The organism is Pseudomonas moorei (assembly GCF_008801475.1).
GTDB lineage: Bacteria > Pseudomonadota > Gammaproteobacteria > Pseudomonadales > Pseudomonadaceae > Aquipseudomonas > Aquipseudomonas moorei.
This window is the reverse complement of sequence record NZ_VZPP01000008.1, coordinates 318,731-331,543: the sequence shown is the minus strand read 5'-3', so window position 1 is coordinate 331,543 and position 12,813 is coordinate 318,731. Positions and strand designations below refer to the sequence as shown.

General features: G+C 59.9%; 13 protein-coding genes and 1 pseudogene. 10 read left to right on the top strand and 4 right to left on the bottom strand.

Annotated elements, in window-relative coordinates:
- Positions 1–3: 3 nt before the first annotated feature.
- Genes F7R06_RS17775 through F7R06_RS17760 form a run of 4 tightly spaced genes read left to right on the top strand, consistent with a single transcriptional unit; the run spans position 4 to position 4,388 of the window.
- Entirely contained in the window at positions 4–1,146 is a 1,143-nt protein-coding gene (locus F7R06_RS17775) for an ABC transporter substrate-binding protein (protein WP_090322969.1), read from the top strand.
- Positions 1,147–1,176: 30 nt separating this feature from the next.
- Positions 1,177–2,094, top strand: a complete 918-nt coding sequence (locus F7R06_RS17770; protein ID WP_090322971.1) for an ABC transporter permease — start codon at positions 1,177–1,179, stop codon at positions 2,092–2,094.
- 1 nt (position 2,095) lies between these two features.
- Entirely contained in the window at positions 2,096–2,923 is an 828-nt protein-coding gene (locus F7R06_RS17765; RefSeq protein WP_090322972.1) for an ABC transporter permease, read from the top strand.
- Positions 2,916–4,388 carry an aldehyde dehydrogenase family protein gene (locus F7R06_RS17760; protein WP_090322974.1) on the top strand — a complete coding sequence of 491 codons (1,473 nt, stop codon included), beginning with the start codon at positions 2,916–2,918 and terminating at the stop codon, positions 4,386–4,388. Before F7R06_RS17765 ends, F7R06_RS17760 begins: the two co-directional genes overlap by 8 nt.
- A gap of 162 nt (positions 4,389–4,550) precedes the next feature.
- Here F7R06_RS17760 and F7R06_RS17755 read toward each other — a convergent pair whose 3' ends face one another.
- Together F7R06_RS17755 and F7R06_RS31515 are read right to left on the bottom strand one after the other, a co-directional pair.
- Complete coding sequence (locus tag F7R06_RS17755) at positions 4,551–4,913, bottom strand: nitronate monooxygenase (RefSeq protein WP_139204797.1); 363 nt, start codon at positions 4,911–4,913, stop codon at positions 4,551–4,553.
- A gap of 40 nt (positions 4,914–4,953) precedes the next feature.
- Positions 4,954–5,052 (bottom strand): annotated as a pseudogene (locus F7R06_RS31515) (hypothetical protein); the annotation flags it as partial.
- Here F7R06_RS31515 and F7R06_RS31130 point away from each other — a divergent pair.
- Positions 5,006–5,155 carry a hypothetical protein gene (locus F7R06_RS31130; RefSeq protein WP_245706705.1) on the top strand — a complete coding sequence of 50 codons (150 nt, stop codon included), beginning with the start codon at positions 5,006–5,008 and terminating at the stop codon, positions 5,153–5,155. The pseudogene F7R06_RS31515 and the gene F7R06_RS31130 overlap by 47 nt on opposite strands.
- A 123-nt stretch (positions 5,156–5,278) precedes the next feature.
- Positions 5,279–6,076, top strand: a complete 798-nt coding sequence (locus F7R06_RS17745) for a metallophosphoesterase (protein WP_090322977.1) — start codon at positions 5,279–5,281, stop codon at positions 6,074–6,076.
- 118 nt (positions 6,077–6,194) lie between these two features.
- On the opposite strand, the gene F7R06_RS17740 is transcribed toward F7R06_RS17745, so the two are convergent.
- Positions 6,195–8,399: an OsmC domain/YcaO domain-containing protein gene (locus F7R06_RS17740; protein WP_090322978.1), complete on the bottom strand. Its 2,205-nt coding sequence runs from the start codon at positions 8,397–8,399 to the stop codon at positions 6,195–6,197.
- 258 nt (positions 8,400–8,657) lie between these two features.
- On the opposite strand from F7R06_RS17740, the gene yghU reads away from it, so the two are divergent.
- The 3 genes from yghU (at position 8,658) to F7R06_RS17725 (ending at position 10,940) form a co-directional block, all read left to right on the top strand.
- Entirely contained in the window at positions 8,658–9,497 is an 840-nt protein-coding gene (gene yghU / locus F7R06_RS17735) for a glutathione-dependent disulfide-bond oxidoreductase (RefSeq protein WP_090322980.1), read from the top strand.
- 211 nt (positions 9,498–9,708) lie between these two features.
- Positions 9,709–10,005, top strand: coding sequence for a DUF4189 domain-containing protein (locus F7R06_RS17730; protein WP_090322981.1), 297 nt, complete (start codon positions 9,709–9,711; stop codon positions 10,003–10,005).
- Between the two features lie 188 nt (positions 10,006–10,193).
- Positions 10,194–10,940 (top strand): hypothetical protein, encoded by a 747-nt coding sequence (locus F7R06_RS17725; RefSeq protein WP_090322983.1) that lies wholly within the window; start codon positions 10,194–10,196, stop codon positions 10,938–10,940.
- Between the two features lie 68 nt (positions 10,941–11,008).
- On the opposite strand, the gene F7R06_RS17720 is transcribed toward F7R06_RS17725, so the two are convergent.
- Positions 11,009–11,929 (bottom strand): universal stress protein, encoded by a 921-nt coding sequence (locus F7R06_RS17720; RefSeq protein ID WP_090322984.1) that lies wholly within the window; start codon positions 11,927–11,929, stop codon positions 11,009–11,011.
- Positions 11,930–12,283: 354 nt separating this feature from the next.
- On the opposite strand from F7R06_RS17720, the gene F7R06_RS17715 reads away from it, so the two are divergent.
- Positions 12,284–12,709: a potassium channel family protein gene (locus tag F7R06_RS17715; protein ID WP_090322986.1), complete on the top strand. Its 426-nt coding sequence runs from the start codon at positions 12,284–12,286 to the stop codon at positions 12,707–12,709.
- The last annotated feature ends 104 nt before the right edge of the window (positions 12,710–12,813 follow it).

Here is a 12,813-nt window from a genome sequence, read left to right as displayed (position 1 = left end):
GCTATGGACCAGAAGACCTTTATCAAAACCCTGCGCAGCTGGCAGAACGGCTCGATCAGTCGCCGCGACTTTCTTGGCCGCACCGGCCTCGGAATCGCCGCGGCGGTGGTCGCCACCCACATGCCCGGCCTGCTGACCTCCTCAGCCGAGGCCGCCGAGCAAGGCAAGCTCGGGGATCGCCTGTCGCTGGCGACCTGGCCGAACTACCACAGTCAGGAAAACCTCGACGCGTTCGCCAAGACCACGGGGGCACGGGTGTCGATGAGCGTGTTCGGCTCCAACGAAGAAATGCTCGCCAAGTTGCAGGCCGGCGGCAGTGGCTGGGACGTGCTGGTGCCGACCAACTACACCATCAGCACCTACGTCGGCCTGGGTCTGATCGAACCGCTGGACCTGTCGCGCATTCCCAATTTCGATGCCTCGGCGTTCCAGCAGAAGTTCATGGCCCAGGGCACGGTCGACGGCAAGGTTTATGCGGTGCCGAAGAACTGGGGCACCACCGGCATGCTCTACGACACCGGCAAGCTGAAGAACGGCCCGACCAGCTGGAAAGAATTCTGGGCCGCCGCCCAAGGCCCCGCCAGCGGCCGCACCATGGTCCACGACTATCAACTCACCGCCATCGGCAACGCCCTGAAAAGCTTCGGCTACAGCTTCAACTCCCTGGACCCGAAAGAACTGGCCGATGCCGAAAAACTGCTGATCGAAGTCAAGCCACACCTGTTCGCCATCAACTCAGACATCCAGCCGTCGATGCGCAGCGGCGATGCCTGGCTGGCCATGTCGTGGACCGGTGACGCCTCGCAGCTGCATCGCGACAACGCGCAGATGCAGTTCGAGCTGGGCAAGGAAGGCGGTGAGCTGTGGAGCGACTTCTTCGCCATTCCGAAAAACTCGGAGCACAAGGACGCCGCCTACGCCTTCATCAACTACCTGCTCGACCCGCAGCACAACAAGCTCGAAGTGCTGAGCCACGGCTACCCGAGCGGTGACAAGCGGGTCGATGCGCTGCTGCCGACGGCCATGCTCAATGATCCGATCATGTACCCGGCCGCCGAAGCCCTCAGCCCACTGGAATTCGGTGCGGCAGCGACGCTCACCAGCCCGGCCCGCGCCGAACTGATGGCCCGTTTCAAATCCGCCTGATCATTTGCCATGGCCAACGAGGAGTCGCCCATGAACGCCGCCGCCCACCCGCAAACGGTGCAGCCAGGCAGTGCCCTGTCAGTCGAGGTGCGCCCAAGGCACAACCTCGGCCGGCGGATCACCCTGCTGATGCTCTTGCCTTCGACCCTGTGGTTCCTGCTGCTGTTACTGATGCCGCTGGTGATCATCCTGGTCTTCAGTTTCGGCGAGCGCAGCGCCGTGGGCGGGTATGCCGGGGGCTTCACACTGGCCAACTACCTGAACCTCGGTTCGCGGGCGGCGGCGTTCGGCAACACGCTGGTGTTGGCGCCACTGGGCACCCTGGTGTGCCTGGTGGCGGCCTACCCGCTGGCGTACTTCCTCGCCGTCAAGGTCAGCAAAAACCGTTCGCTGTTGCTGACGCTGGTGATCGTACCGTTCTGGACCAGTTTCCTGATCCGCACCTACGCGTGGATTTTCATCCTCAGCGGCAAGGGCATTCCGGCGTTGCTGGCCAGCCTTGGCCTGGAAGATGTACGACTGATCAACACGCCCTGGGCCGTGCTGATCGGCATCGTCTACGGCTACCTGCCGCTGATGGTGTTCCCGATCTACGTCAGCCTGGAGAAACTCGACAAGCGCCTGCTCGAGGCCTCGGCGGACCTGGGCGCCAGTGCCTTCGAAAGCTTTCGCAGGATCACCCTGCCCCTCTCTGCGCCGGGGATCATCACCGGGGTGATGCTGGTGTTTATCCTGCTGATGGGCGAGTTCCTGATCCCGGCCATTCTCGGTGGCGGCAAGGTGTTCTTCGTCGGCAACGCGCTGGTCGACCTGTTCCTGCAGTCGCGCAACTGGCCATTCGGCAGCGCGCTGGCAATGACCCTGGTGGCGATGATGTTGCTGATCATCGGCCTGTATTTGAAGCTCGTGGCGCGCTACGGCGGCCGCCCTGCCGACGGAGGCCTGTGACATGTGGCTGCGCAGCTATTCGACTTCGCTGTACCTGTTTCTCTACGCGCCGATTGCCCTGATCATCCTGTTCAGTTTCAACGCCGGGCGCAGCGGCCTGGCCTTCGAGTGCTGCTCGGTGCAATGGTTTGGCCGCGCCTTCGACAACCCGTTCATCATGGAAGCCCTCGGTCACAGCGCCTTCATTGCCCTGTGCTCGGCGGTGATGGCGACGCTGTTCGGCACCCTCGCGGTGTTCGGTCTGCAGCGTGCCGGACGCAAGGTTCGCCTGCTGTTCGATGCCCTGACCTACTGCGCGATCATCGTCCCGGGCATCGTCATCGGCATCTCCACGCTGATCGCCTTCATCAGCCTGTTCGACCTGATCAACCCGCTGCTGGCGAGCTGGATGCCCAGCGTGCCACGGTTGAACATGGGCTTCTTCACTGTGATCGCCGCGCACTCGCTGTTCACCATGGCACTGGTCATGGTGATCGTGCGCAGCCGTGTCGACTCTCTGGACAAGGCGCTGCTGGAAGCCTCCGCCGACCTGTACGCCCCGCCCATGCAAACCTTCTGGCGGGTGACCCTGCCGCAAATCAGCCCCGCGATCATGGCCGGGTTCCTGCTGGCGTTCACCTTCAGCTTCGACGACTTCATCATCGCCTTCTTCGTCGCCGGTTCCGAGACGACGTTGCCGATCTACATTTTCTCTTCCATCCGCCGCGGCGTGACCCCTGAGATCAACGCGATCTCGACGGTGATCATCTGTCTGTCCCTGGCACTGTTATTCACTTCCCGCTCTCTGCAAAACCGCCAGACCGGCGTCCAGGAGTCGCACCATGCGTGATCAGCTATACATCAACGGCGAGTGGGTCAGCCCGGACCTGGGCGGCTATCTGGAGGTCGTCGATCCGGCCACCGAGCAAACATTCCACCGCGTGGCGGCCGGCACTGAAGAAGACGTCGACCACGCCGTGCGCGCGGCCAGGCGCGCCTTCGACAATGGCTGGAGCCAAACCAGCGGTGCCGAGCGAGCGCAGTGGCTGGAGGCCCTGGCCGATGAACTGGAAAGTGGCCAGTCAGCGCTGGCGGAACTGGAGGTGCGCGACAACGGTAAACCGTTGCCCGAAGCGCAATGGGACATCGGCGATGCGATTGGCTGTTTTCGCTATTACGCCGGTCTGGCCCGTGAACTCGACGAACAGCAGGACCAGCCACTGGCCCTGCCGGACGCCCGTTTCCGCTGCCGTATTCGCCACGAACCGATTGGCGTGGCCGGGCAGATCATCCCGTGGAATTACCCGCTGCTGATGGCCGCCTGGAAAGTGGCTCCGGCCCTGGCGGCGGGGGCCACGTTGGTGTTGAAGCCGTCCGAGCTGACGCCATTGACGGCGCTGGAACTGGCCGCCGCCGCCGACCGCATCGGCCTGCCAGCGGGTGTCCTGAACGTGGTCACCGGGCTCGGCACCGAGGCTGGCAGTCCGCTTACCGAGCACCCCGGCGTGGACAAACTGGCCTTCACCGGCAGCGTGCCCACCGGGGCTAAAATCATGTCGGCGGCGGCCCGCGACATCAAGAACATCAGCCTCGAACTGGGCGGCAAGTCAGCGTTCATTGTCTTCGACGACGCGGATGTCGAAGCCGCCGTGGAGTGGATTCTGTTCGGGATCTTCTGGAACCAGGGCCAGGTGTGCAGCGCCACCTCGCGTCTGTTGGTGCAGGACAGCATCGCCCCGAGGTTGATCGAACGCCTGGTCGAAGCAACCCGCAAGATCACCATCGGCCCCGGTCTTGAGCCTGGCGTGCTGCTGGGGCCACTGGTCAGCCAGGGCCAGTACGACAAGGTGCTCGGCTTTGTCGATCAAGGCCTGGCCAGTGGCGCGCGCCTGCTCACCGGAGGCCGGCGGCCGGCGCATTTGCCGGAGGGTTACTTCATCGAGCCGGCGATCTTCGACGAACCGGGACACAGCAGCATCCTCTGGCGCGAGGAAGTCTTCGGCCCGGTGCTGTGCATCAAGCGTTTCAACACCGAAGAACAAGCGGTGCAAATGGCCAACGCCAGCCGCTTCGGCCTCGCCGCCGCGGTGATGAGCGCCGACTTGCAACGCAGCGCACGGGTCGCCAACCAGTTACGCGCCGGGATTGTCTGGGTCAACTGCTCGCAACCGACCTTCGTCGAAGCGCCCTGGGGCGGCATGAAACACAGCGGGATCGGCCGTGAGCTCGGGCAATGGGGGCTGCACAATTATCTGGAGGTCAAACAGATCACCGAGTACGTCAGTGAGCAACCCTGGGGCTGGTACCTGAAGTAAACAGGCCAGGTACTTCGCGAGCAGGCTCAGCCCCACAGTTTGATCTTCAGCGGCCTCAAAAACCGGGCCCGGCTACGGTCCTTGTGGGAGCTGGCTTGCCAGCGAAGACGCCATCGCGAGCAGGCTCGCTCCCACAGCTTGATCTTCAGCGACCTCAATTCATCACTCACGCAAACAGACCCTGCATAAAACCTTCGGCGTTTCCCTGACGAGTTCGTCCATCAATTCCCGCGCATTGTCGTGACGAATCAGCACGACGGATTGCCCGGTAGACAACGAACCGAAATCCTCGCGGCCCTGCCCGACCGCCAGCTTCGCGAGGCTGCCCATGAACCAGGCCTGGACAGGATAAGGCGCGATGTGCGAGTCGCCGTGATTCATCTCGCGGGTCATCCGGTTCGTCAGGCTTCTGGCCAGGCGACCGGTGAAAGCTTTGGTCAAGGTCGTCGATGCTGCATAAATACGGACGCAGCAACGCGCCTGCCTGGCGAGCATCGGCGGGACTTGGCGCTGACTCCTGCGCATTGGACATCCAAAGGTTGATCGCAAAGGGTTTGCTCGTGGCCTGACGGATCTGCCGCACCACTTCAATCATCTGGTGCGGCTCCAGTGATTGCATGCCAAACGAACCCAAGCCGCCGGCATTGGAGACACTACTGACCAGTTCCACGGATGAAGGACCGCCACCGGGCGCTTCCACCGTGCCCGGCAACATGAACATGCACCTCGAGCAACAACACCTGGTCATGCAAAGCGCGTTCGCCTAGGGAGTGCTCGCGTCCCCTCTTATCGCCATACCGGCATCGAGAGGGGACCTCCCGGCTTGTCGCCGCCGCTGATCAACGCGTAAGTTGAGTGGACTGAATGCCCCATCAGGCAGGAGTTGATCAATGCGCATTGCCTTGTTGTCCGACGTTCACCTCTCCGTCAACGCCATACCGTTCCCCCAGGTGGAGGCCGATATCGTGGTCCTCGCCGGGGATATCGCCCGGCCGGCAGCGGCGATCGAGTGGGCCAGATCCTGCCCTGCTCCGATCGTTTACGTGGCAGGCAACCATGAGTTTTATGGCAGCGATCTGGTCTCCACCTACGAGCACTTGAACCGATTGACCTACGGCACAAGGATTCACGTGCTGGAACGCTCGGAATATGTCCACGAAGGCGTGCGGTTCCTGGGTTGTACCCTGTGGTCCGATTATCGGTTGTTCGACAAGCCGGAGGATCGGGCACAGGGTATCGAGATGGCGACGAAGCTCATCCGCGACTTCAGCCACATCAAGGTATCCCCCGACTTCCCGGATCTGTTTACGCCCGCCATCTCCCAGCTGGTGTTCCTGCAGACGGTCGCCTGGCTGGAGGAATGCTTCAGCCGCGACAGCCACCTCCCGACGGTGGTGGTGTCGCATTTCGCCCCGACACGGTCGAGCATCAGCCCGGCGTTTACCAATTCGCCGATCAACTCGAGTTTTGTCTCGGATCTAGAAGCGCGGATCAAGGTCTGGCAGCCGGCGCTCTGGCTCCACGGCCATACCCATGGGAGCTTCGATTATCGGGTGGGCAACACCCGGGTCATTTGCAACGCCCGCGGTTATGCAAAGGGCGGTATCAATGAAAACCCGGATTTTGATGAGGCCTGCGTGATTGAATTGAATGGCTTGCAGGACATACAAGCCACGCAATACCTGTAGGAGCCAGCCTGCTGGCGATGGGCGCAAGTGCGCCGCGGTTAACCAGGTTACACGCGTTACCCTTGACGACCATCGCTGCGATGCGGCGACCCGACGAGCCAGCTCCCAAAGGGCGCTATCAAATGGACAAAGCCGTCACATTGGCCCGCGCCATGTGCAGCTTTTTGTAGCTGTCGATCAGCTTCAAGTGGCGGTCGAGGCCTTCGAGCTTCATGCTCGTAGGCGTCAAGCCGTAGAAGCGCACGCTGCCGTCCACCGAGCCGATCGCCGCGTCCATCCGTTCGTTGCCAAACATCCGGCGGAAGTTGACCTCGTAATCGCCAAGCTCCAGGTCGTCGTCCAGTTCCACTTCCAGCACCACGTTGAGGGCCTGATAAAACAGCCCGCGCTCGACGGTGTTGTCGTTGTACTGCAGGAAGGCCTCCACCAGATCCTTGGCCTGGTCGAATTTCTTCAAGGCGAGATAAATCAGCAGCTTCAGTTCCAGGATCGTCAACTGACCCCAGGCGGTATTGTCGTCAAACTCGACGCCGATCAACGTGGTGATGTCGGTGTAGTCATCCAGTTCACTGTCTTCCAGGCGCTTGGCCAGCGTTCGCAGGCCGACTTTGCTCAGGTTATGCAGGTTCAGGATGTCGGCGCGGAACAACAACGCTTTGTTGGTGTTGTCCCAGATCAGATCGTCGACCGGGTAGATTTCCGAATAATCCGGTACCAGGATGCGGCAGGCCGTCGCGCCGATGTGCTCATACACCGCCATGTACACTTCCTTGCCCATGTCTTCGAGAATGCCGAACAAGGTCGCGGCTTCCTCGGCATTGGAGTTTTCACCCTGGCCGGAGAAGTCCCACTCGACAAACTCGAAATCCGCCTTGGCACTGAAGAAGCGCCACGACACCACACCGCTGGAATCGATGAAGTGTTCGACAAAGTTGTTCGGCTCGGTCACCGCTTGACCTTCAAAGGTCGGCTGGGGCAGATCGTTCAGGCCTTCGAAACTACGGCCCTGGAGCAATTCCGTCAGACTGCGCTCCAGCGCCACCTCCAGGCTTGGGTGGGCACCGAACGAAGCAAACACGCCGCCGGTACGCGGGTTCATCAGGGTGACGCACATCACCGGGAACTCCCCGCCCAGCGACGCATCTTTCACCAGCACCGGGAAGCCCTGGGCTTCCAGGCCCTGAATCCCGGCCAGGATGCCAGGGTATTTCGCCAGCACTTCTTGCGGCACATCAGGCAGTGCGAGCTCACCTTCGAGAATTTCGCGTTTTACCGCGCGCTCGAAAATTTCCGACAAGCATTGCACCTGAGCTTCGGCCAGCGTGTTACCCGCACTCATGCCATTGCTGAGGAACAGGTTTTCGATCAGGTTGGACGGGAAATACACCACCTCGCCATCCGACTGGCGCACAAATGGCAGCGAGCAGATGCCACGCTGCGTGTTGCCGGAGTTGGTGTCATACAGATGCGAGCCCAGCAACTCGCCATCCGGGTTGTAAATCTCCAGGCAGTATTCGTCGAGGATTTCCGGCGGCAGCGCATCTTTCGGGCCGGGCTTGAACCAGCGCTCATCCGGGTAGTGCACAAACGCCGCGTTGGCGATGTCTTCTCCCCAGAACTGATCGTTGTAGAAGAAATTGCAGTTGAGGCGTTCGATGAATTCGCCCAACGCCGACGCCAGCGCGCTTTCCTTGGTCGCGCCCTTGCCATTGGTAAAGCACATCGGCGAGTGCGCATCACGGATATGCAGCGACCACACGTTGGGAACGATGTTGCGCCACGAAGCGATTTCGATCTTCATGCCCAACTCGGCCAGGATGCCCGACATGTTGGCGATGGTCTGCTCCAGCGGCAGGTCCTTGCCGACAATATAGGTGCCGGCCTGCTCAGCCGAACCAGGCATCAGCAACGCCTGGGCATCGGCATCGAGGTTTTCCACTTCCTCGATCACAAACTCCGGCCCGGTTTGCACCACTTTTTTCACCGTGCAACGGTCGATGGAACGCAGAATGCCCAGGCGGTCCTTGGCGGAAATATCCGCCGGCAACTCGACCTGAATCTTGAAAATCTGGTTGTAGCGGTTTTCCGGATCGACAATGTTGTTCTGTGAGAGACGAATGTTGTCGGTGGGAATGTTGCGGGTTTCGCAGTACAACTTCACAAAGTAAGCCGCACACAACGCCGACGAAGCCAGAAAGTAATCGAACGGACCCGGTGCCGAACCGTCGCCCTTGTAGCGAATGGGCTGATCGGCCACCACCGTGAAGTCATCGAACTTGGCTTCAAGTCGAAGGTTGTCGAGAAAATTGACCTTGATTTCCATGTGCGATTACCAGAATAACGAGCTAAACAATTTGGCCGCCATTATCCGGCTTTTCAGCGGGAAGTCTTGTGCTTCTGTCTGTTGTCTTTAACTTGCAGTGGCGGGTTTCGGCCAGACGGCACCGGCATCGCATCAAGGACCGGGAGTACCGTATGCTGCCGGCTGAAGCGGTTACGACCTACCGGCACAGCCGTCCTGTCGGGAGGCTTACGGTCGGAAATCCAGTGATCACAGGCAACCCTCCATGGAGTGCAATTCGTGAGTAAAGCGTCCTATGTTCCTCCCAAAGTCTGGAAACACACCGCCCCGTCTGGCGGCCAGTTCGCCAGCATCAACCGCCCGACGGCCGGGCCCACCCATGACAAGACGCTGCCGACAGGAAAGCATCCGTTGCAGCTTTACTCGCTGGCGACGCCCAATGGCGTGAAGGTGACCATCCTGCTGGAGGAGCTGCTGGCGCTTGGGCACACCGGTGCCGAGTACGATGCCTGGCTGATCCGCATCAACGAGGGTGAGCAGTTTTCCAGCGGTTTTGTCGAGATCAACCCGAATTCGAAGATCCCGGCGCTGCTGGACCGCAGCGTGGAGCCGCCGATCCGCGTCTTTGAATCCGGTTCGATCCTGCTGTACCTGGCGGAAAAATTCGGAGCCTTCCTGCCCACCGATCCCGCCGGTCGCACCGAAACCCTGAACTGGCTGTTCTGGCAAATGGGCGCGGCCCCTTACCTCGGCGGCGGCTTCGGCCATTTCTATGCCTATGCGCCGGAGAAGCTCGAATACCCGATCAACCGCTTTACGATGGAAACCAAGCGTCAGCTGGATGTGCTCGACCGCCGCCTGGCCGAAAGCCCCTACCTGGCCGGCGAGCGCTACACCATCGCCGACATTGCGGTCTGGCCCTGGTACGGCCAGTTGGTGCGCAACAACGTGTACTCCGCCGCCGAATTTCTGAACGCGCAGCAATACACCCATGTACAGCGCTGGGCCGAGGAAATAGCCAAACGGCCAGCGGTCATTCGTGGCCAGCGAGTGAATCGGACGTGGGGGGATGAAGCAAGCCAGGTGCCTGAACGGCATCAGGCGCAGGATCTGGACTGACGAGAGTGTTACGCCCTGCCCCTGGCGACATGACGAACGGCCGCGCGCGGCAATGAACAACGTATCAGCAGAGACAAGGATGTCTCGCCCAACCCCGCCAATGTGGCTGTCGGTGACACTGGTCCGTGAATTCAACCAGTCGCTGCAACACCCTCTAAACTGAGGGGAGCGTGGTCACACACGCCTCTGGCCAATTTGCAGGTGAACACCCATGACAGTAATAACCGCACGCCAATGCGCGTCATGCGCCCTGCTCTCCCTGCTGGCCATCAACCTTGCGTTGACCGGGTGTGCGGGCAAAGCAGGCACCTCTCGCCATGCCACTTCAAGCACGGGTTCAAACTGCTACGCCAAAGCCCTGCCCACGGCCGGCGAGGGCGGCCTGGCCTGGGGCGACACCTTGAACATCGCTCGCCAGAAATCCATGGACAATTGCATTCGCTATGCCAGCCACTCCGGCGGCACGCCGAACACCTGCCAAGTGGTGTTGGCCGAGTGCAGGCACTGACCACACGCCCTCAAGTCGCGCCGGTCATAACGCGCCAGACAACGAACCGCTGTTGGGCAGCGCAGCCCCGCTCTTCGTTGACTGTCACTTTTAATGGTTTCCATTCCAATAACTGATCGCGAAAAAAAAAAGCGACTATCGTTGTAAGTGTCGGTCACCCAGACCTGAAGCGTACTGATGGAGTTCTTATGAAAAGGACCATTCTTACTGCTGTTGTCACTTCTCTTCTTGCCGCAACCACCCCCAACTTCTCCAGTGCCGCCCCGCCTACAGATCCGATATTTTCCTTTGGCTTACTGGGAAGCTACAGCGTTCTCGAATTCGACGGGCAGAAAAGCTCGAGCACCGAACACATGCCCGAAGGAGGATTGTTTCTCAACTATGGCAACAAGATGACCGCTCAGACCGGCTTTGTTTATCTGGCAGAAATCACTGGCCAGTACTCTGAAAAGCAGAACCAGAAAGTGAAGGATGGCCAGGTGGACCTGGATCTTGGCTGGCGCACGGCACTGGATGCGCACAATTTTTTAGATGTCTTGCTGGGCGCGGGATACAAGTGGAACCGGTTCAGTCCGGACAACAGAAAATACGACGTTGATCTGACCAGCCGCACTTCTTTCGCTAAAGCCGCGGCGGGCTACAACCACCAGTTCAGCACCGCAACCCTGCGTCTTGAGGCAGGGGTTCGACGGCTGATAAGCGGTGATTCGCAACTCAAACTCCATGGCGTCAGCAGCGAGACGCTGGACTTGAAAGACAACACCAATCCTTATGTCGAGCTGAGCCTCCTGTTTAATCAACAAGGAACGATTCCGCTCATGGCATCCCTCTACTACAACCGCTTCAATTACGACCTGGACGGTCGATTTGCGGTGACCGACCTCGACAAACAGACCCGGGATGAGTACGGCATAAAAATTGGCGTGGCCTTTTAACGCGGTCATCAACTTTTCAGGATCGACAACCGTTGATGTTTGTACCTGCAGCCGTGATGGATAGCGCTTCAGTCAAGCCATCGCCAAGGCTTGACGATAGTCAGGCTGCAGGGTGCGCGGTTCAACACACCCTCGGCGGTACTGCCGATGAAACGGTCGATCCCGCCTTCGTAGAGCGTGCCCAGCACGACCATGTCGAAGGCGTTTTGTCGGGCGAACCGCGTAATCACCTGATGAGGAATGCCCGTCAGCAGATGGCGGCGCCTTTCGCCAATGCCATAACGTTCGGCAAGCACATCAAAAGCTTCTTCCTGGGCATCGTTGAGCGCGTCTCGCAAACTGTCATCCAGACTCATTGTCGGCACGCTTCTCACGGCATCGCCCAGCACTGACCAGTGGCTCACGTTGAGCAAATGCAGGGCGGCGCCACAGGAAGCGGCCAGGGTCGAGGCGACGTCGAGGATCCGGTCATTCAAGCCTTGGGTCAGGTCTTCGAGATGGGACAGGTCGACAGTCGCGAGAATTTTCAGCGGCTTTGGATGGTTGCCGTCGGTCACCAGGTGCAGATTCGCGGGGCAGTCGCGCAGCAATAGCGAGTCCAGTGGACGATGAAACACGCGGTTAAGTGCAGGCACATGATGAACGTCCTTGATCACCAGATCCGGACGGAAGTCATTCACGTACTCAAGCACATGCGCCAGGCTGGCCGGGGCCCACACCACTTCCGTAGTGACTTGCGAGCCCGTGCAGCGCTGTAGCCGGGCTTGCTGCTCCAGCCACTGCCGATGCACCTGCAGATAGCCCTCCCGGGCCTGGTACATCGCGTCATGATCAAACAAGCCGGCCACCGCCAGCGTCTGAACATAATTGAACGCGACGATGTGCAACAACGCACCGGTTGCACTGGCCAAGGCGTTCGCCCGATCAAACGCCGGGGTGCGGCTCATTTCGTTGGGTGCTATCAACAGGATGCGTTTGAGTTTCAGCATGACATACCTCGTCCTGGAAGCGCGTTATCTGCCTGGTCACAAGCCCTTGATCCATTGGGCTTCATTCAACCGCCCGTGACTTGGAGTCCCCTTCCCCGCCGTCCCGGCGCTGCGGACATTCATCTCATCGGCAGTCCGTTGCGCAGCTCGCCTCTAACGCAGGAACAGCATCGGACGATGGTTCAAGTATCCGGCGCTGGCATGTGAGGATTCTGATATAGGTCAACCAAGTGCCCTCTGGTTATTGAGCACAATGGTCCTGGCTCACAGAGGCGTTGTTGATATAGCTCAAGGCCGCCGTATTGCGCTGGCGTAAAAACAATCGAGGATCACCCCTGCTGCGAGAGGTTCGCCATGCTGGCCGTCACGCTGATCAATACACTGGTGGTCGTCCTTGCCGTAGTGATCCACTACGAATGCCTGTTGCGCCTGAACGACTGGCTGCCACGCCTCAAGCTCTGGAGCCGGTTCAGGATTGTCGTCGGCGTATTCGGCGCCCTGATGGCCCACGCCGTTGAAGTCTGGTGCTTCGCGCTGGTCTATTACCTGATGGCTCGCGCCGGTGAATGGGGAAGCCTGATCGGCAACTTCGACGGTTCATTCATGGACTGCGTTTATTTTTCCTTCACCACGTACACCACCATTGGCTTTGGCGATATTTCCCCCGTGGGCAACTTGAAGTATTTGACCGGATTGCAGGCACTCACCGGCCTGGTGTTGATTTCCTGGACCGCGTCATTTCTGTTCCTTGAAATGCAGAAATACTGGAAGAGCAAATAGCACTCGGGTCGGCAGCGTTAAAGCAGCTGCATCTCAACATCGTAAAATTGACAGGAAAACTTGTACAAAACAGTCCATTCGTCGACTAACCCGCAGTCACTTGC